Here is an 18,375-nt window from a genome sequence, read left to right as displayed (position 1 = left end):
GGGGTGGTCTTTATCTGACTGCCTCGCGGGCAAAGGCAATAGCCTTTTCCCTGGCGGTTTCGTCCAGAACGCCAGGTGCCTTGCAACCGCCGATATAGAGCTCACCAACATTGCGGGCCATGTGGGGAGCTTGCATTTTCCTGAATGCTTCAAAGACCGGTTCAGCATTGTTTTCATAGGGCCCGCCGCCGGTCATGACCAGTGCCTGTCGCTGGTTTTTCACCAGTGAGTCGTGATCAGGTTGGTGATAGCCGGTGTAGAGGCTGTATGTCCGATCGATCAGGCTTTTGAGCGGGCCGGCAAGGCCCCAGAAATAGAGGGGCGAGGTAAGGATAACCAGGTCTGACTGGACGATCCGGTCTAAAATGGCAAGGGCATCATCCTGTTGAATGCAGGCAACCCGGTCGGAGACCTTTTTGCATTCGCCGCATCCCAGACAGCCTTTAATGGTTTTGCTCTGCAGGTACTCCGAGCGTACCGTATGGCCCATGGCCATCAGTTCTTCGGTAACCCATCCGACCAGGGTGGCAGTGTTTCCTTTTTTCCTGGCGCCGCCTTCCAGTACGAGGATATTCATTATTTCTCCTTAAAGATAGTTGGTTGTAGGGAAAGCCTCCCCTTCGTCTTTTGGTGTGATATGCGGATATTCATCATACACCGGGCACCGACCCCATGCCTACCCAGAAATTTCTTTCAGGGTGTTGTGCTGAAAAAGGTACTCCCTGGCAAACGGTCTCTTGTCCAATGGTGCGGGCACCCTTATAGTAGCACTGTTGTCTATTGGTCTTTTCAATGACAAATCGTTGCAACGCATGTGTCCCTGTTGATTGTAGAGCACTGTTGAAAATGATACGACGTTTACCGTTTTTTTCCATTTCCCTTCTCCTCTGGCTAGGGAGTCTGCTTTTTACCAACTGCTCCATCATCCCTCAGGAAGAGATGCTGGTAATGAGGATGGCGCCGGGTGTTGAGGTTCGTACAGACGGTGACTGTGAGCAACCTTCCCACGGATTTTCCGCACCTGTTCACAGGACTCAGGCACTGGATCCGGAAAGCATTTCCGTCTTGAATTGGAATATATACAAAGGTACCAAAACCGGATGGGCCAGAGATTTTCGCCGGTATACTGGTCAGGCAGATATTGTGTTATTGCAGGAGGCCCCTTTGGGCAGCGAGCTCAGGCAACTGCTCGCCGGTGCGCATCGCTTTTGGGGAATGAATAGCGCCTTCAGCTACAATGGGGTCGAGTGCGGCGTACTTATGGCCTCAACTGTCCCTCCGCTGAAAAGCTGCGGATTACGCCATCCCGAGCCTCTTATCAGTTTACCCAAAACCGCATTGATTACCAGGTATGCCCTCAATGGATCAGCCGATGAGCTGGTGGTGGCCAATGTCCATGGCATTAATTTTACTCTTGGGACGGCGGCCTATCGCCGGCAGTTAACCGGGTTGGCCAATGTTTTGCGTAGCCACTCCGGACCGATGATAGTTGCCGGCGATTTCAATGACTGGAGCAAAGGGCGGACTGCTGCACTGAAGGCATTGATGGAAGACCTTGGCCTGTCGCCAGTGCCTTTTGCCCTTTCCCAGCGGACAACTTTTTTCAATCGACCGATTGATCATATGTATTATCGTGGCTTGGAATTGCTGGCCGCTACCGTTCATCCTGTTGATTCCTCTGATCACAATCCGCTGTTTGCCTCGTTTCGTCTGACCATGGTTGAAGCAGAGTATCTGTCATCTGCTGCTATGCAGGAGGGGAAATAAGGATGGGTCTACGCCAGCTTTTCGTTGTTTTTCTCATTATGCTACCGGGAACGACGCTTGCGGATGATGTCGACCGGATTCGCTTTCTCCTCGACCGGGTGAAAGCAAGTGAGTGCAGTTTTATCCGCAACGGAACCGAGTATTCGGCAAGCAAGGCCGAACAACACCTGGCGATGAAGTATGAGCGGGTAAAAAGCAGAATCACAACCGTTGAGGCCTTTATCGAACGGATCGCATCGCGCAGCAGTATTTCCGGAAGGCCATATACCGTTCGCTGTCCCCATGGGGAAAAAGACAGTGGAGAATGGCTGCGGGAAGAACTCAATAAATACCAAATGGATCCATCGAGCCCAGCCAAGAGCAATTAAGGCGCTATGGAGGTGGATGCTACTGCGGAACTACCTGACTTAGCCTGTATTTTCGATCAGCTCCGGGCGCGCGCTTTTTCCTTTTTTGTTAGGTCGGTAGTGAATCTCGTATTTTTTCATCTTCCGCCACAGCGTTGTTTTGTCAATGTTGAGGTGTTCGGCAGTTTTCCCTCGATGGCCATTGAACTTATAGAGCGCAGCCCAGATAGCATTTGCCTCGGCATTGGAAAGAGGATCAGCCTCCGTTGGTTCCAGGTCTTCGGTTTGTTTAACAGCCGCCAGCAGATCTTCAGGCAGGCACTCCACATTGATCGTGGTATCCTGGCACATAACAAAACAGTGTTCGATGATATTTTCCAGTTCTCTGATGTTTCCCGGAAAATCATAGCGCATGAGTATGCGGATTACCTCCGGGCTGGCACCGCTAATATCCTTGTTTTGTGAGAGGCGAAATTTATCGATAAAGTGCTGAACCAGCAGCGGCAGGTCCTCGCGTCGCTTGCAAAATGGCGGTAAGGCGATATGGATCACATTCAGCCGAAAGTAGAGGTCGCTGCGAAATACGTTCTGCTTAACCAGCTGTTTGAGATTTTTATTGGTGGCGGCGATGGTTCGTACATCTGCTTTGACAGTGGTGGTTCCGCCCAAGGGTTCATACTCCTTTTCCTGGAGCACCCGCAGCAGCTTTGCCTGCAGAGCCGGAGAGATATCGCCGATTTCATCGAGAAAAAGAGTCCCATGCTCAGCAAGAGCAAACCGTCCCGGTTTGTCGCCTGCCGCGCCGGTGAAGGCCCCTTTTTTATAACCGAACAATTCCGATTCCAACAGGGTTTCCGGGAGCGCAGCGCAGTTGATCGCTACAAAAGGCCCTTTTCTGGAGCTGAGCGTATGAATCGCTCGGGCAAAGAGTTCCTTTCCAGAACCGCTTTCCCCTTCAATTAGTACGGTGCTGGTGCTGGCGGCAATTGTCGGTAGGGTGGAGAATATTTTTTGAATACGTTTGTTCTTACTGATGATATTCTGAAAACAGTATTTTTGTGGCACCTTTGCCGCTGGTGTGCACCGCTTTCCGATACTGCGGAATGTTTCCACCCCACCGATAACGGTATCATCATCACTGCGCAGCACGGCAGTACTGACAGCAAGCTGGAGGTCATCACCGTCAATATTTTTAATGATGGTTTTTTGATCCAGGTATTGCCTGCCCGTTTCCAGCGACCTTTTCAAGGCACAGTTTGGTGGAGAAATGGTCGCTCCGAAAAGAGTATAGCATTTTCTGCCTATGACCTCTTCGCGCCTGAAACCGGTGATTATTTCTGCCGCCCGATTAAAGGAGGTTATCTCGAAATGGTGGTTGACGGTAAAGGCACCATCCGTAATCGATTCCAGGATGCAGGCACTTAGCGCATTGTCGTTCCTGTGGTAATTACTGGGACACGAATCCGGGCAGCTTCCAGCCTGTGGTTGTGATAATTGCGGTGCTTGCGATGGATACGCCGTTTTTTGGTCAGCTGAAGGCTTGACCCGTGAACTGTCTTGGGATGGCGTTTCAGCCCGGGAAGGCAAAACTTCAGGGTCAGTGGAAGCTGACCGTTTGTGTTGAACTGGCAATCGATTCTTCTGCATCAGAAATACCTCCAGAGCATATGTGCCAACCGTGTCCGGTTCTTACATTGTTCTCCGCAAGCCTGTTACCCTCTTGGCAAAACGCTCTGCATCGTCAGATCTAACGCGACGGCCGGCAGGTGCCATTCAAGGGTGCAGCAGCTGCTTTCAGGGGAACTGCAGCCTTTCCCACTGGGGTGTGGTGCCCGGTTGGCGCTGCGTATGGTTATTTCTGCAGATAATCTCGAGTGTTTCTCCTCAACGCTCCTCTCTTCAATATATAGAGCTTGCATTTGAAGTCAAGCGTTTACCCGAGTTATCCGCCCTTCAGCCAAGGCGGTTCTCCTCAAACGGGTACTGCCAGAACCGCCTTTTCCCTCTCTTTTTTGCTTACGGTTGGGCACTGGATTTGTGTTCTGCCGGAAAATGTTCCTCGTACCCGGTTACCATGGCCTTGAAGTGAGCAGTGGGGGTGTGTCCAAGGGAGGCCAGGTAGCAATGAATGAATAAAAACGAGATAAAGAAGAAGAACAGCAGCACATGGATGGAATCAATAATCTTGATGCCGCCTAAAAGAATTGCATATTCTTCGTAACCTTTGACCCTCCACAGGAACACCCCAGACATCATTTGCGCTGGAAGAAGAACCAGCATGATAACCAGGTAAGCCTGTTGCTGCAGTGCATTGAATTTATTGTCCTCTGTCATGGTATGTGGGTTGGGCTTTCCTACAAAGAACCCATAACCATAGTATTGAACCTGGCGGATAGCCAGGGTGAGCAGGGTACGGGGGTCTGGAATATAGATCTTCACCTTGCCGGATCCAAGATAGTAGATAAGCCAAATGAAGTAGTTGGCTATCAGGACGAAGCCAACATAATTATGAATGCTGATGGCATTACTCAACGTCATGAAATTGAGTTGTTCGGCATACCTGATTTGACAGCCGGTGATGATCAAGATCACAAAGCAGGCCGCATTGATCCAGTGCCAGAGTCTTACCGGGAGAGGATGTATATAGATGGTTCCTGGTTGATGCATGGTACTCCCTCCATGTATGTGTAGGTTGAAAGATTTGAATTAATGATTTTGCTTGTTTTTACGGCGCAATCTTATGGTCGCCAGCCGGCCAAAGAGGTGGAGCCCTGCACCCATTGCCCCTGCGGCAAGAATCAAGATGCCGATCTTGTCCAGGAGTTTTACTCGGGTACCGCCAAGCAGGTAAAAATGGTTGACATGGTAGCTTTCCAGCACATCACGGTTGACCCCATATCTGTCCACCGTTCCATCCTGATGATTTAAAATGATGGATACCTCGCTGAAAAACGGGGAATTGCCTGTGTGGCAGGTGGCACAATCCTTTATTGCACCCTCTCCGATGACAGCATGCGCCAATGGATTGATATCTGCGACCAGCTCTGCCCGGAGGATGGCACGGATATTTTTTTGCTTCAACATAAAGACCAGGTCCTCGAATTCATCCGTATCGATGAGCTGGTTGTTATTGGTATCGACAGTGGACAGAAAGGTTGCGGCATCGAGGCCTAAAGTTTTCAATAACTTGTCCCCGTCGAAAAAGGTGTTGGTAACCAGATCGTAAAAACGAAGATTAATATAGCGTGGCACTTCGGGTGCATGGCAGACAACACATTCCACAAAGGCAAAGTGAGAGTCTCCTGCAGGAAGCCAGTCGTGATAATGCCCAGGTGTGTGGCATTTGAGGCAGATACTGTTTTCCCGTTCAATAACAGAGGCTCCCTCCATATGCCGTGTATTGTGGTACCCATGGCAGGCGGTGCATTTCATGGACACACCCTTTTCTTGCATCTGCACGTGGACGCTTTTTTGAAACTCAGCGGTGGATTCATCGTGACATTCGCCACAGGCCACGGGTTTGAGGTCGGCGGCGTGGGGTATTTCTTCGTCCCAGTTGAGCTCGTCGATATCTGAATGGCAATCCACGCAGGTGATGTCGTTTTGGTGATGGGTAGAAACGGAAAACTCCTCCTCGTCAACAAAGAGTGATTTTTCCATAGGTACCTGCAATACGTTGTCCATGCTCTCGCTTGTCAATGTTTCATCGGCGTGACATTCGAAACATTCCGCGTTTTCCATGGCGGTGAGCAATGTCGGTCGTAGACACGTCGTAAGGAGAAGAACGAAGCCAATGCATACTGCGTATCGAATTTCTTTTTTCATGGGAATACTTCTCCGAGTAGACCTCCTCAGGGGGAGGAAAAGAATGAATGGGTAAGGAGTGCCCGTTTTTGGCAGGTGCCGCTTATTTTGTCCGGTCGATGACAAAAAGCTTGCCCGGTCGTTTGTCAGGTTGATAACTGTCGTTGCCACCTTTGTTGAACCCTCGTCGTTTACTGATAGTGAACGGCTTTCCATTGACTGACCCTCCGTTGAAAGGTCCGGAGCTGGCTGTCGGAAAAACGTCCGGGATACTCTTTTTGCAGTTTGGTAAAGAGTCCCCTTGCCGTCAGGGTCGGGTTGTTCTCCAAGAGCGGGACGACCTCATGACTCCATACACCGGCAAAGGCGTCCGGGTGTGTTTTCCAGCAACGTTTTTTTGCGCCGTTGGTATGAAAATCACCTTTCTCGATTCTTCGGCCTGACCGTTCGGAAATACCGGCAATGGCCGCTGCTGTTTTTTGTGTTTTCCCCTCTTTACGCGCCTGCTTATACACTTTTATTTGTTCCGGGTTGATAGGTTTGCCGGACATGAATAAGCCTCCTTGCTGAAGCATTGTGATTTGGCCGCTGCGTCCTTGTTTGAATCGGTCACGGTAACTGCCTCCTAGCGGCCATAATAATTGTCATCATCTCGACGCACTTTTTTGTCATGTTGCTGTAGGTGTTTATTGCACTTGGTGTGCCATTAAATATTAGTTGGTATTTCAGCATATTAAGGAGTTTGTTCTGTACTGAGGATTGCACGGATGCAATGATGCGTCCGAGGAGTCATTGCAGAAATGCAATCAATGGCTCAAAAAGCCTGGCAGGCTACAGGAGTGGAGACTGGAAGGGTGTACGTGGAGAAACGTAAAGATGAACAGCGATGTGCGATTCCGTTGATTTTCCGGCATTTAATCGTCAGTCATTGGTGCAATGTAAGGGAAGGGCGGGAAAGAGGAAAAAAGAAAAGCAGGCTTATTGTCGGCAGACCTCGACAATAAACCTGCAAGGAACAGGAAAGAGTAGTGAATATTGCATGCCTGCGCAGCAAGACACCCCTATGGAGGAGGGTGGCTGCCAAGCAACTTCAGGCTGTCACAATATGCTCTCCTGTGCCTTCGCTCTCGAGACGACGATCAATGGAATATCCGATCAGGCCATAGCAATGGGCAAACAGGACACCATTCACCAGGTTGATCATTACCAGTTCCATGGGACTGATAACGGTGTGCAGTTCAAGCACGCCGCTGCCAAGCAGACAGAGGTAACCGATTGATCCATGAGTCAGATTGGCAATCAAACCGATTAATCCCAGCAGTTTGCCCAGAAGAGGAATATAGGTCATCTGCAAAAAGCCAAAGCTGACGGGAGCAACCACGGCCCCAAAGGCGATTCCATTGATCAACCACCTGTTTTTACATTGAAAGTGTTTGGTAAGATGGAATGCTGAGAGGGGAATGATTGCTAGAAAAATTAACCATTGGCTCATGACTGATCTCCTTGGAAGAATTGAATCGCTTTAGCCGCATCACCTGTGTAATACATCGGCTATCCTATGTGCAGCCTGGAGGATGTTATCTCTTGCAGAACTGCTGCCTGTATTATTGAGTGAGCATATTGCATGCCAATGCAATGTTATTTAGTTTTATCTAATTATTCAAAGTTGTTATATAGTTTTATGGTGGTGCTGGTTCAAAAGCCATCATTGCAATCCTGCAATGATGGCAGCGTACGCCTTGTGGGATATCCTGTCAGCTCTCCAGGGCGAACGAAAGCGTGAATGATGCGGGGGAATAAAAAAGAGATGCATATGCGTCAGGAGGAAATATATTTTGTATAGAATTGACCTGCAGCGGGATCTTTTCTTAGCTCTCTGTTCACGCTGCATCTGCGAAGCGATACAGCCGTTGGGCCGTTAGTGGTTCTTCCTGCATCAAATGGGTAAAAAGTGAAAAACAAGTTTTTCCAGGAGTGCAATCAATGAAGACCCTCCGACGTTACCGAAAAAAAGAGCACTCCATTGTTGTCGCTGTCCAGCTAGACCTGAATACTACAGGGTTTACCTACCATAAATGGGGAGGCGAACAGACCTGTAAGCCTGGAGACTGGCTGGTCCATAACGCTGGTGATACATACACGGTTGACCGTGAGGTCTTTGCCAGGACCTATCGTCAGGTGCAACCGGGGCAATACGTGAAGACCACCCCGGTATGGGCGGAAAAGGCAACCCAACCAGGACGTATCATCACCAAAGAGGGATCATCCGCGTACCAGCCAGGAGATTATATCGTCTATAACAGCCGGGATGGCACCGACGGCTACTGCATGCGGGCAGCTACTTTTCACGAACTCTATGCGCCGGATAAGGACGACGAGGAAGGGTGAGATGTATGGTTTGACTGGAGTGGTCGGGCACGGCAGGACTGACGGTTTTGTGCCCGAGCTGGGAGCGCCATATGAATGCCAGGGCAGACAGTGGCGCATTTGCTCTGCATGCAGCGTGGAGACGAGAAAAACAGGGAAGAAACTGCTGTGTCAGCATACCGTTTCCGCCTCCATCACCCAGGATATGTTTAAATGTCACATGTAAATCGTTCCCACCAGCAGCCATCCACAGTTGTTCGGTGAGGAATTGCCTGAAAGAAAAAAATATGCCGGGTATCTTGAATGTTTTGCAAGGTGGCCTGATGGAGTTGTCTCAGGAGTGCATTGAAGAGGGCAGAAGAGGAAACAAGATGCGCTTGTTTACCCGTTATTCCGCTTGAATGCCTTAAAGTACAGTAACGCGCCGTTATTGCAGGCGATGGGCATAAAAACAAAACCGTGTCGATGGAAGGTGCTTTGTAATGTTTCCTCACTGTACAGTGTCCCTCTGATCACGCTGTCGGTGAGCTGGCGTTCGGGTATTGGTGTTACACAGACAAAGACGCCGTTAGCGGTGAGTACCCTTTTTACTTCCTGGATGACCGATTCCAGGTCAGCGAAGAAATTGAGCGACAACACACAGAGGCAATGGGTGAAGGAGGCATCCTCAAAGGGCAGATCTTCAGCATTGGCCAAGTACAGTGTGGCATCAGCAAACCCTGCATGGCGTAATCGCCTGGCTGCCTGCTTGAGCAAGCCTGCACTGATGTCGGTGCCAACATAATGATTATCTTTGCTGAGAAAAGCAGTTACACTGCCGCTACCGGTGGCAAGCTCAAGGACGCGTTGCCCATGTACATCGTCCAGTTCCTTTGTCAGCACCTGAAAATGTTTGTTCATGTCTGCTTGAAATTTTTTAGGAAATATGGACTTGCGCATCATGCGATCATAGAAAAAGGAAAAAGCATCACCCAGCCAGGGCCGATAGCGTCTGGGCCTGTCGTCACTATCAATAATATAGTGCACTCCCCTGTACTTTTTAGTCCTTGTCTGGTGTTTCAACATTTTCTTCCTCCTGTGATTGACGACTATCTCGGCGGCAAGAATAATGCATTACAGTCTGCAGTCAGATAGCAGTACCCCACACCGCAAAAACCGGATCAGCGGTACTTCGTTCAGGGAAGTATTTATCCGAGTGCGGACGAGGAAGACCGCGGATCGTTTCAGTATGCAAATCGGTAAAAGCTTGGGTCTGCACAAAGAAATCGAGGACCAATCCTAAACGTTCAAAAGGATGCAGGTCCGACCAGGGGGCGATCTCCTTGCCGGGGAACCAGCGATCGGAGAAGGTGATGATGCAGATCCCTCCCGGTCGGATGACCCGGGCAACCTCTGTCAGCACCTCTATTGGCCGGGTGAGGTATTCGATGGAAGCAGTGCAGATGACGGCATTAAAACTGTCCGCGGCAAAAGGCAGGATCGGGGTGTTATTCAGGTCATGGACAATTCGTGTTTCCAGGCGGACGTTGGCTTCGAGTTCTTCCCTGTTCATACCCAGCCCGGTCACGCGCAGGGAGTGCAGAGAATCGGGAAGATGCGAAACCCAGCTGCTCATCAGGTCCAGGATGTCGGTGTGGTGGCCGAGGTGTCTGCCGTAGAGTTGCCGTATCTGGTTGATCGCGATGTCATCGAGGTGATTAACCAGGCGCGGGCGGTGGTAAAACTGGGCATCTGGTGCTTCGTTGGCTCGGGAAAAAGGGTAGTGGGAATAGAAATCAGTGGCAATTTCCGGATAAGCCGCCTGCATGCCCGGTCCGTCAGCTGTGAGCCCCTCGGCCAGATCGTTGCAGCTGCCGCCACGCTCGGTCCTTGAGCGTTTTCTCACGAGTACCCGTGCCTCCAGGGTAAGGGGGTAGGGGGCCAACGGGTGGTTGGTATCAACTGTGATGGTGCTGCCTGTACTGTCAATCACCCGAAAAGGAGTGAGTGTCTGGCGAAAACAGCCCAGTCCCCCATGGGCGATACCCTGCGGATAGAACCTTCCCAATCGGGGTACAACCATTCGGCCCATGGAGGAACTGTCAAACAGGGCTTGGTCAAAGGTGCGTACCTGTTTTTTCTCCTGCGGCGGCACCAGTTCACCTGCCCCGAAATGCATTCGGCAGGACTCACCGGCATCCAATCCTGCCAGGTTCCGCTCGAGTTCCCCGGGGAGGATGTCGCGCCAGAAATCGACTGTTTCCATATGCACCCGGTCATGGTGATTTGCCTGGGCACTGCTCCATCGCAGCCCGAATTCGATCGCAGCCCGTTCTTTTGCCTGCATGGGTTTTCCTCCATCACTCCTCGTTGCAATTGTTCGCGGCAGGCTTTAACCGCCGATTGTGCCTGCTGCAAGCGCCCTCTTTTTCCTCAATATACCTCTGGACCTGTACCACCACTAGTGGTATATCATTCCTTGGGTTTGTCTGCAACTCCCTGATATTCTATAGGAAGGATAAGATTGAAAAAATGATGTAAACATGATGGTTATTGCCTGAAAGGTTTGTATCGGCGTGAAACGAGGTAGGACAAGACATACTATCGAATCAGCAAAGGAGAATATCCCATGGCCATTGTTGCTGCACAGCAGCTCACAAAAATCTACCGTAGCGGTGATATCACTGTCGAAGCAATTCGCGGGGTGGATTTTGTCATCGAACCGGGCTCGTTTGTTTCCTTTGTCGGCCCATCGGGCAGCGGCAAGTCCACACTGCTCAACATGATCGGCTGTCTCGATAGCCCAACCACTGGCAAACTTGAAGTTGCGGGAGAGGATATCACTACGCTCAATGCCAAGGCTTCGGCCAGGTTCCGCGGAGAAAACATTGGCTTTATCTTTCAGGACTTCAACCTGATCCCGGTATTAACCGTGTTTGAGAATATCGAATATCCACTCATCATGGTGCAGAATTGGTCTGGCGTCAAACGCAGGGAGCAGGTGGAGCGGTTGTTGGCAGCGGTGGGCATGACAGACCAGGCCCACAAGTATCCCGGGCAGATTTCTGGCGGCCAGAAGCAGCGGGTTGCCGTTGCCCGCGCCCTGGTTACCAACGCTCAACTGGTTCTTGCCGATGAACCAACCGCCAACCTGGACCGGGAGACTGCCAATCGCATCATTGGTCTGATGAAACAGATGCGGGATGAGTTTTCCACCACCTTCATTTTTTCCACCCATGACCCCAAGGTGGTGAAAAATGCGGAAATCATCTACACCCTGGAAGATGGGCAATTTCGCAGCGGTCAATTCGGTGATGGAGGAAGTCATGTATAAGGTTATAAAAATTGCAGCCAGGAATCTGCAGCGCTATAAACGGCGTACCCTGCTCACTTCAATTCTTATTACCCTGGGCGTGGTTGCGGTCCTGTTATTCGTTGCTGTCTCCGGGTCATTCAAGGCCTTGATGATCGGTCAAATCACCGATTCCATGCTCGGTCACCTGCAGGTGCACCGCAAGGGCTATCTTGCCTCCATCGACAGCCTCCCTCTCAATCGAAATCTGAAAGCGCAGCAGGTGGAGAAGGCTCGCCAGGCATTGGATGCCAATCCCGCCATAGAAGCCTATTCCATGCGGATCAAACTGGGGGCAATGTTCAGCAATTTCAACGAAACCACGAATATTCGGCTTAATGCTGTGTATCCTGATCAGGAACTGCAAACTTCTCCCATGCTGGCTGACCGAATGATCGAAGGCGATCCGCAGGGGCTGCTGGCCAAGGGGGAAATTCTGGTGCCTGAGCTTATCGCCCGGGGAATGAAGGTTCGACTGGGGGATACCATTGTTCTGGTGGCGACCAACAAGGACGGCTCGGTAAATGGGCAGCCTTTCGTGGTGCGCGGGATTTTGGAAGGGATTTCCGGGCCAGGCGGGCGTGACGGCTACATCCATATGGAGGATGCCCAAACGCTCTTACGTATCGAAGGAAAGGAGGTGAGTGAGATAGCCATCCGCCTCACGGGAATGAACCAGCTGGAACCGGTCTTCAGTGACCTGCAGCACAGCCTCGGTAGTTTGCGCAACAAGCAGAATAAACCGGTGTTTGAAATCCATTCCTGGGAAAAACTTTCTCCCTTTTCCAAGATCGCCAACATGATCGACCTGATGACCCTCTTTATCAAAGTAATGCTGGTGGCCATCGTTTTGGTCTCCATTATGAACGTGATGATCATGTCGGTCTACGAGCGCATCAATGAAATAGGTACGATCGCCGCTATCGGCACCCAACCAGGACGAATTATGGCCCTGTTCATGACTGAGGGGTTACTCCTCGGCATATTGGGCACGGCGATTGGTCTGGCCGTCAGCCTGGCGGCCATTGCGGGAATGAATCTCTCGGGTATCAGTTTTGATTTCGGCCGCCAGAAGGACCTGCTCCTCGCCCCCACCATCGCCATGAGCGATGTGGTGATGGTGGTGGCCATTGTAATTGCGGTGGCAGTCGTCGGTAGTTTGCAGCCGGCATGGAAGGCGGCCAAAATGGACCCCATCAACGCACTGCGTCATGTGTAGCACCTTTGGGAGGAGAATTTTCATGAAGAGCGTATCTCTTGTTGCTTATTTGCTTGGCTCCTTGTTGTTGCTGGCCGGGAACGGTTTCGCCCTGGACGGCAACGAAGTTTTGCGGCAGGTGGACGAAAAAATGCAGCCCGCATCCTACGAGATGTATCGCAAGTTGATCAATGTAGAACCCGATGGGAGTAAAAAGGAATTTGTTCTGTATACGGTAAAAAAAGGCCAGGATAAAATGGTGGCACTTTTTCTCTCCCCAGCCAGCGAAAAGGGGCGGGCCACGCTCCGTCTGGGGGATAACATGTGGCTCTACATTCCCAGTGTCGGTAAGCCGTTGCGGATCACCAGTCTCCAGTCTGTGGTTGGTGGGGTTTTCAATAATTCCGATATCCTTCGTCTCGACTTCAGTGTGGAATATGCAGCCACCTCCATCGAGGATAAAGGAGATCATTATCTGCTTGAACTCAAGGCCAAGTCGACGGCGGTGGCCTATGATCGATTGGTGATGCTGGTTGACAAGCAGACAACCCTGCCGACCACCATCGAATGCTACGCGGTGAGCGGTATGCTGATCAAGACCCTGCACTATTCAAAAATCAAGGACTTCGGCAATGGGCATGTTCGGCCATCCATGCTGGAGACCGACAGCCCGTTGCATAAAGGTTACCGTTCAATAATGCTTTTTGCCAAGCTGCAACCAAGAGCGTTCAGCGACGAAGTTTTTACCCTCAATGGCCTGCCCACGATTGATGCGCTTCGTTAATGGTATCTGGCTGTATCCTTTCCTGGCATTTATGCTGCTCGTGTCGGCATCTGCCGGTTGTCTGAGGGCCGAGGAATTCAGTTTCGAGTTGGAAGAAATCGAAAAAAAGACCCTGGAGTGGGGCGGATTTGCTGAAATACGCTGGGATCATATGCATATCAATCAGGGGTCGGCATTCAGCCTGCTCAATCTGGCTGATGATTCGGAATCCACCCTGGATCGACTTTATGGCGGCCTGCAGCTGGAGGGCCGCTATACCCGGGAGATGCTCAAGCTGCAGTGGCTGCTCAAGGCGGCAGGTCAACAGGATACCTTTGGCTGGAGCGATACTGCGGATATTTTCACTGCCTATGCCGAGGTCGCTCCATCGGAACGGCTTCGCTTGAGCCTGGGGAAAAAGAGCTATCGTTGGGGCAAGGGCTATGCCTGGAATCCGGTCGGTTTTATTAATCGTCGAAAAGATCCCAATAACCCGGATGACGCCCTGGAGGGATACGTCACTGCTGAGGCCGACCTGGTCCGGAGCAGCGGCACGCTTTTCCAGACAACAGCGCTGACCGGGGTGCTGCTTCCGGTATCCGGCGACCTCAACGACGATTTCGGCTCGGCAAACAGGCTCAATCTGGCAGCCAAGTTGTATCTTCTGGTGAAAGATACCGATATCGATCTGCTCCTGCTCACCGGCGGTAGTCGACCTACGGGGTATGGTATCGATTTTTCCAAAAACCTGGCCTCCAATATCGAAATCCATGGCGAACTGGCCTGGACGGAAAACCAGCCCCGCCTGACCCTGAACACCGAAGGCATGCTCAAGCGTAGTGAGGAAGATGCAATGGCATGGCTTGTTGGGCTGCGTCATCTTTCGCAACAGAATATCACCTCCATCATCGAATATTATCATAATGGCGGCGGCTACAGCGAAGAGGAGATGGATTGGTTCTATCAGCTTGTCGGAGAGGCGGGAGACAATCTACAGCAGGCTCTGGGCCGTCAACTACTGGAACGGAGCAGGGAGGCGAGTCTCAAGGGGTACGGACGCCCTCAGCCTGGACGTAATTATCTGTATGTACGTTTAAATCAGAAGGAGCCGTTTGACCTGCTTTACTTCACTCCTGCTGTGACTGCCATCATCAACCTCGATGACCGGAGTTATTCGTTCACACCCGAGTGTATCTATACCGGATTTACCAACTGGGAGCTGCGATTGCGGTGGAGCTTTTTGGGTGGGGGGGGATGTACTGAATATGGCGAAAAGCAGAACAGTAACCGGCTGGAACTGCGGCTCCGCTGGTTTTTTTAAAGCAGCAGAGGGTGTTGCCAATGCTTGAGGATTTACTTCAACATCCGAAGAAAAATGGTATAGACCACCCATGAACAAGATGTTGGGTTTCACCCGGATATTGCTTTTTTCCTGCTTCGGTTGAACAGTATACCAGTGGAACCCCTTCCATTTGTAGACGACTTCAGTGAACCACAGACGGCTGATGACGAAGAAACGGACATTTTCCCCTCTTTTTTTTGATAAGCAGGATTACCGACTGCTTGACATCGTCCACGATGTGCTTGAACGCGGCGAGCAATCCCGATCCCTGCATTCAATGTTTGCCGAAAATATGCATCCACGGGGGATTAAGGAAATGGCTGCACCGCAGGGACTGCGGATAGCATATGCTGTTGCCGTTCTTCTCGGATCGTTTGATAAAGGCAAAGCCCCGGACCGGCTGAGGGCGCTGCAATCACTGCGTGATGAGGTGTTTCTCTCATCGGCAGGGACACTACAAAAGAATACCGCCCGGGTGCAGCTCCAGATTATGAAAGAACTGCTGCGCTGTCGGGAGGACAAACTGCAGCAGGTGAGACTGGCGCATGATTTCAGAATGGTCTCAACTGGTAATCCCCGCAAGGTACGGGCTGAACTTGCCCGTTATCACCTGCTGGAAATGCCGGAAGCATGGAATCAGTATGCCTTTGATGACCGGGTCCACGACGCCAATTCCAAAGGCAGAAAGTCTCCAACCCATCTGGTCATGGATGCCTGGATAAAGGGTATCCGACACCTTACGGTGGTATACTACAACCATGTTGCCCCGGCTGTCGTTGAGGAACTGCTCGAGGCCGCTTCCATTCTCAACGTGCATGTTCGGGTCGGGATTGAATACTGGGCCCATTTCCAGGACAAATACGCTCGCTTTACCTGGGTGCCGCACGGCTTTAAGGATACTCGAACGTTTCTCTCCTTTCTTGATGATCCATCGGTCAAGACGCTGATGGAGGCGGGGCAAGAGGTGTCCCGTTACCAGCAACAATACGTCTTTGACGTCCTGGAAAATTTTAATGCTACCCACCGCCATACCCTGAACAGCGAATCCGGAGTGGAGATTGCCCACCTTTCACGGGTAGAGTTCCTCGAATTTATCGGTACTGGGCAACCGACTATTGTTCACCTTTCCCGCTTTATTCACAATCTCTATCTTCAGCGGGTGAAGGAACACCTGCCGGCACTGCTTGATCAGCTTGGCAGCCAGGTGAAGGCTGATCGAGAGGCGGCAAGCCTGCGCCTGGAGAGACTGCGAAGGGTCACTGTGGAGTCGATCGTTGATCGATTTCTCACTTCTTCGAATAACCCGGGCATCCATAATCCTGGTCAGCCATCCACGGATGAACGCGTTCCAGCGCTGCTTCGATCCACCCCATACCAGTTGCTTTCTCGCCTGCTCTCCCTCCACTCTAGTTCTTCTCTCGTGCTCAGCCTCAGTAATCTTTCGGTGCAGGATACAATGGAGTTGCTCTTTGTCGGTGAGGGAATGATAAGCCACATCGAATCGTACAATCTCAAAGACGCTGTTCATGGAATGCGTTCTGATTCTGCTACAGGCGCCGAATCGGTTGCCTTGAAAAGTCCGGGGCATCATTATCGTCTGATCAGCGATCTGCAACGGGCGCTCACCGATGACAATGTGATTAGCTTGAAAAAGGTTATTCGGGAAATTATCTGGGATTTTGAGGAGCAGCTTCTGCGCCTGAAGAAGCACATTGAACTCTTGCCTGACCAAAAACCGGAGAAAAAACTGCGGGCAAAAGAACTGCTGGTAATGGTGGACCGAAAGGAACGGCTGATGCGTATCCTTTCCAGCTTGGAAAGATTTCATCACTACTATCGAAAAAGTACCTTGAAATCGTGTATCGGTTCCGGTTCAACCGGGCAGGCAGAGCACCGACATGGGATGGGGTTGGTTGTGCTGGACACCCTCCCTCAACGAGCCAGGCGGGCTTTTGCGCAGGCCGCAGGAGAAGGAAGAAGGACGCTGCTTCCGGTATCGGCATTGTTGACCAGGGTCAGCTACACACGGTTTCATCAGGCCTTGACCATCAACAAAGGCCGGAGAAAAACGACACGTTTTGCTCATATAGCAGGACTGATCAGCAATCGGCAACATGACTGGACTTTGGACGGATTTGTCTTCAACCCACAGCTTTCCGCTAATATTGCTACCCTGGGTGGTTTGACCGAAAATGGCGAACTGAACAAGCTGCTGACCACTCATGCCCAAAAGGAGCGTCAGCAGCATTCATGGAGGTATTTGAATACGCACCTGCGAAACACCCTCAAGGTCCTGTTGGGATTTCTTCCCGCCTTTTGTACCTTTTATCTGACCAAGGACTGGTGGGTGCTTGCCTATTTGGGGGCGGTTATCTGGTTTGCCATTACCGGATCACGAAACATTATTCAATCGGTCCTGGGCGGAGGTGGGATAAGGAGATCGCCGCTTCTTCCTTGGAATTCACTCGTCAGCTGGAGCAGAATTGCGGACTCTCTGCTGTATACAGGTTTTTCTGTTCCATTGCTTGATTTTCTGGTCAAAACGCTCCTGCTGGATAAAGGTATGGGAATAACCACTTCAACCAACCCTGTCCTGCTTTATGCTGTCATGGGGCTGGCAAACGGGCTCTACATATCCAGCCATAATCTCTTCAGAGGCTTACCCCGTTCAGCTGCGGCAGGGAATTTTTTCCGCTCAATCCTGGCCATTCCTCTGGCCATATTGCTGAATTCATTAGTTGGCTCTTTTCTTGTGCTCGGCGGGAGCCCCGATCCTGCGGCAATGCTGCAGAAGTGGGCGGCCATTATTTCCAAATTCGCCTCTGATTGCGTGGCCGGGGTGATAGAGGGCTTGGCTGACCGTCAGGTGAATGTCAGGCAGCAAATGGCAGCCTACCGGGTGAAAATCGTCCAGCTGTTTGCCGTGTTCTCTCGCTTGGACCTGCTTTTTCCGGAACAGGAGGTGCTCACGCTGCTGGAGTCGCCGGAAAAGCTGATGGCAACTCTTGGTGAACAGGCCGCCGAGCAGGAGAAACTTCTGATCGTCAACGCGCTGGACCTGATGTATTTCTGGATGTACCGTCCCCGTGCCCGCAAAGCGCTTGAGGGTATCCTCGAGGAAATGTCCAGAGAGGAGTGGTTGATTTTTTATCGCTCTCAGCTGGTCCTCAGTAGACACCGGGAAATAAGCCAGGTCTTTGTCGACGGCTTGGTCGGCAGAAATTTTTCCAAGGCTCTTTCGTTCTATCTGGACCGATCAAAAGCCTACCTCGAAGACTTGCAGCACATTGATACCACCAGGAAGATGGCCTGATTTTTCCCTGTGTGGTACATTTTCCCCGGCAAACAGGCAGGTGGGAACGTTATCGGAAGAGTAGCACCTCATGCTGCCCCGTTTGCCTGTCCGGATGCAATGATGATCTGTGGATCCATGTTCGGCAACAAGGTATAATCTGA

Annotated in this window: 16 protein-coding genes; 8 read left to right on the top strand and 8 right to left on the bottom strand. The window is 51.2% G+C overall.

The window, feature by feature from the left end; all coding sequences use genetic code 11:
• Positions 1 to 10 precede the first annotated feature (10 nt).
• A complete protein-coding gene (locus tag ACZ52Z_RS04935; RefSeq protein ID WP_464269641.1) occupies positions 11 to 577 on the bottom strand; it encodes a flavodoxin family protein in 567 nt (188 codons plus the stop codon).
• A gap of 269 nt (positions 578 to 846) precedes the next feature.
• Between ACZ52Z_RS04935 and ACZ52Z_RS04930 the strand changes: the two genes are divergently transcribed.
• Entirely contained in the window at positions 847 to 1,767 is a 921-nt protein-coding gene (locus tag ACZ52Z_RS04930) for an endonuclease/exonuclease/phosphatase family protein (RefSeq protein WP_464269640.1), read from the top strand.
• 2 nt (positions 1,768 to 1,769) lie between these two features.
• Positions 1,770 to 2,135, top strand: a complete 366-nt coding sequence (locus ACZ52Z_RS04925) for a DUF5329 family protein (RefSeq protein ID WP_464269639.1) — start codon at positions 1,770 to 1,772, stop codon at positions 2,133 to 2,135.
• Between the two features lie 39 nt (positions 2,136 to 2,174).
• Here the strand turns inward: ACZ52Z_RS04925 and ACZ52Z_RS04920 are convergent, their stop codons facing one another.
• From ACZ52Z_RS04920 to ACZ52Z_RS04900, 5 genes are all read right to left on the bottom strand, one after another.
• On the bottom strand, positions 2,175 to 3,761 hold the full coding sequence (locus ACZ52Z_RS04920; protein WP_464269638.1) for a sigma-54 interaction domain-containing protein: 1,587 nt from the start codon (positions 3,759 to 3,761) through the stop codon (positions 2,175 to 2,177).
• Between the two features lie 369 nt (positions 3,762 to 4,130).
• Entirely contained in the window at positions 4,131 to 4,781 is a 651-nt protein-coding gene (locus ACZ52Z_RS04915) for a cytochrome b/b6 domain-containing protein (protein ID WP_464269637.1), read from the bottom strand.
• Between the two features lie 39 nt (positions 4,782 to 4,820).
• Positions 4,821 to 5,939 (bottom strand): cytochrome c3 family protein, encoded by a 1,119-nt coding sequence (locus ACZ52Z_RS04910; RefSeq protein WP_464269636.1) that lies wholly within the window; start codon positions 5,937 to 5,939, stop codon positions 4,821 to 4,823.
• Positions 5,940 to 6,109: 170 nt separating this feature from the next.
• On the bottom strand, positions 6,110 to 6,469 hold the full coding sequence (locus ACZ52Z_RS04905) for a hypothetical protein (protein ID WP_464269635.1): 360 nt from the start codon (positions 6,467 to 6,469) through the stop codon (positions 6,110 to 6,112).
• 539 nt (positions 6,470 to 7,008) lie between these two features.
• Positions 7,009 to 7,410, bottom strand: a complete 402-nt coding sequence (locus tag ACZ52Z_RS04900) for a hypothetical protein (RefSeq protein ID WP_464269634.1) — start codon at positions 7,408 to 7,410, stop codon at positions 7,009 to 7,011.
• 491 nt (positions 7,411 to 7,901) lie between these two features.
• Here ACZ52Z_RS04900 and ACZ52Z_RS04895 point away from each other — a divergent pair, with 491 nt between their 5' ends.
• Complete coding sequence (locus tag ACZ52Z_RS04895) at positions 7,902 to 8,306, top strand: hypothetical protein (RefSeq protein WP_464269633.1); 405 nt, start codon at positions 7,902 to 7,904, stop codon at positions 8,304 to 8,306.
• Between the two features lie 360 nt (positions 8,307 to 8,666).
• On the opposite strand, the gene ACZ52Z_RS04890 is transcribed toward ACZ52Z_RS04895, so the two are convergent.
• Both ACZ52Z_RS04890 and ACZ52Z_RS04885 read right to left on the bottom strand, forming a co-directional pair.
• On the bottom strand, positions 8,667 to 9,350 hold the full coding sequence (locus tag ACZ52Z_RS04890) for a class I SAM-dependent methyltransferase (RefSeq protein WP_464269632.1): 684 nt from the start codon (positions 9,348 to 9,350) through the stop codon (positions 8,667 to 8,669).
• 61 nt (positions 9,351 to 9,411) lie between these two features.
• Positions 9,412 to 10,611, bottom strand: coding sequence for a methyltransferase domain-containing protein (locus tag ACZ52Z_RS04885; protein WP_464269631.1), 1,200 nt, complete (start codon positions 10,609 to 10,611; stop codon positions 9,412 to 9,414).
• A gap of 282 nt (positions 10,612 to 10,893) precedes the next feature.
• Between ACZ52Z_RS04885 and ACZ52Z_RS04880 the strand changes: the two genes are divergently transcribed.
• The 5 genes from ACZ52Z_RS04880 (at position 10,894) to ACZ52Z_RS04860 (ending at position 18,232) form a co-directional block, all read left to right on the top strand.
• A complete protein-coding gene (locus ACZ52Z_RS04880) occupies positions 10,894 to 11,598 on the top strand; it encodes an ABC transporter ATP-binding protein (protein WP_464269630.1) in 705 nt (234 codons plus the stop codon).
• The gene (locus tag ACZ52Z_RS04875; RefSeq protein WP_464269629.1) at positions 11,591 to 12,835 is read left to right on the top strand and encodes an ABC transporter permease; all 1,245 of its coding nucleotides are present in this window, start codon (positions 11,591 to 11,593) and stop codon (positions 12,833 to 12,835) included. The genes ACZ52Z_RS04880 and ACZ52Z_RS04875 overlap by 8 nt, the downstream gene beginning before the upstream one ends.
• A gap of 22 nt (positions 12,836 to 12,857) precedes the next feature.
• Positions 12,858 to 13,598 (top strand): outer membrane lipoprotein-sorting protein, encoded by a 741-nt coding sequence (locus ACZ52Z_RS04870; protein ID WP_464269628.1) that lies wholly within the window; start codon positions 12,858 to 12,860, stop codon positions 13,596 to 13,598.
• Complete coding sequence (locus tag ACZ52Z_RS04865) at positions 13,585 to 14,898, top strand: hypothetical protein (protein WP_464269627.1); 1,314 nt, start codon at positions 13,585 to 13,587, stop codon at positions 14,896 to 14,898. The genes ACZ52Z_RS04870 and ACZ52Z_RS04865 overlap by 14 nt, the downstream gene beginning before the upstream one ends.
• Positions 14,899 to 15,082: 184 nt before the next feature.
• Positions 15,083 to 18,232, top strand: coding sequence for a hypothetical protein (locus tag ACZ52Z_RS04860; RefSeq protein WP_464269626.1), 3,150 nt, complete (start codon positions 15,083 to 15,085; stop codon positions 18,230 to 18,232).
• Positions 18,233 to 18,375 lie beyond the last annotated feature (143 nt).

The sequence above is a fragment of the Desulfogranum aggregans genome (assembly GCF_055398265.1).
This window is presented reverse-complemented; position numbering and strand designations above follow the sequence as displayed.

Excerpts from the sequence above, each read along its gene's own strand:
- ACZ52Z_RS04935 (WP_464269641.1), bottom strand. The coding sequence starts at position 577 with ATGAATATCCTCGTACTGGAAGGCGGCGCCAGGAAAAAAGGAAACACT.
- ACZ52Z_RS04930 (WP_464269640.1), top strand. The coding sequence starts at position 847 with ATGATACGACGTTTACCGTTTTTTTCCATTTCCCTTCTCCTCTGGCTA.
- ACZ52Z_RS04925 (WP_464269639.1), top strand. The coding sequence starts at position 1,770 with ATGGGTCTACGCCAGCTTTTCGTTGTTTTTCTCATTATGCTACCGGGA.
- ACZ52Z_RS04920 (WP_464269638.1), bottom strand. The coding sequence starts at position 3,761 with ATGCAGAAGAATCGATTGCCAGTTCAACACAAACGGTCAGCTTCCACT.
- ACZ52Z_RS04915 (WP_464269637.1), bottom strand. The coding sequence starts at position 4,781 with ATGCATCAACCAGGAACCATCTATATACATCCTCTCCCGGTAAGACTC.
- ACZ52Z_RS04910 (WP_464269636.1), bottom strand. The coding sequence starts at position 5,939 with ATGAAAAAAGAAATTCGATACGCAGTATGCATTGGCTTCGTTCTTCTC.
- ACZ52Z_RS04905 (WP_464269635.1), bottom strand. The coding sequence starts at position 6,469 with ATGTCCGGCAAACCTATCAACCCGGAACAAATAAAAGTGTATAAGCAG.
- ACZ52Z_RS04900 (WP_464269634.1), bottom strand. The coding sequence starts at position 7,410 with ATGAGCCAATGGTTAATTTTTCTAGCAATCATTCCCCTCTCAGCATTC.
- ACZ52Z_RS04895 (WP_464269633.1), top strand. The coding sequence starts at position 7,902 with ATGAAGACCCTCCGACGTTACCGAAAAAAAGAGCACTCCATTGTTGTC.
- ACZ52Z_RS04890 (WP_464269632.1), bottom strand. The coding sequence starts at position 9,350 with ATGTTGAAACACCAGACAAGGACTAAAAAGTACAGGGGAGTGCACTAT.
- ACZ52Z_RS04885 (WP_464269631.1), bottom strand. The coding sequence starts at position 10,611 with ATGCAGGCAAAAGAACGGGCTGCGATCGAATTCGGGCTGCGATGGAGC.
- ACZ52Z_RS04880 (WP_464269630.1), top strand. The coding sequence starts at position 10,894 with ATGGCCATTGTTGCTGCACAGCAGCTCACAAAAATCTACCGTAGCGGT.
- ACZ52Z_RS04875 (WP_464269629.1), top strand. The coding sequence starts at position 11,591 with ATGTATAAGGTTATAAAAATTGCAGCCAGGAATCTGCAGCGCTATAAA.
- ACZ52Z_RS04870 (WP_464269628.1), top strand. The coding sequence starts at position 12,858 with ATGAAGAGCGTATCTCTTGTTGCTTATTTGCTTGGCTCCTTGTTGTTG.
- ACZ52Z_RS04865 (WP_464269627.1), top strand. The coding sequence starts at position 13,585 with ATGCGCTTCGTTAATGGTATCTGGCTGTATCCTTTCCTGGCATTTATG.
- ACZ52Z_RS04860 (WP_464269626.1), top strand. The coding sequence starts at position 15,083 with ATGACGAAGAAACGGACATTTTCCCCTCTTTTTTTTGATAAGCAGGAT.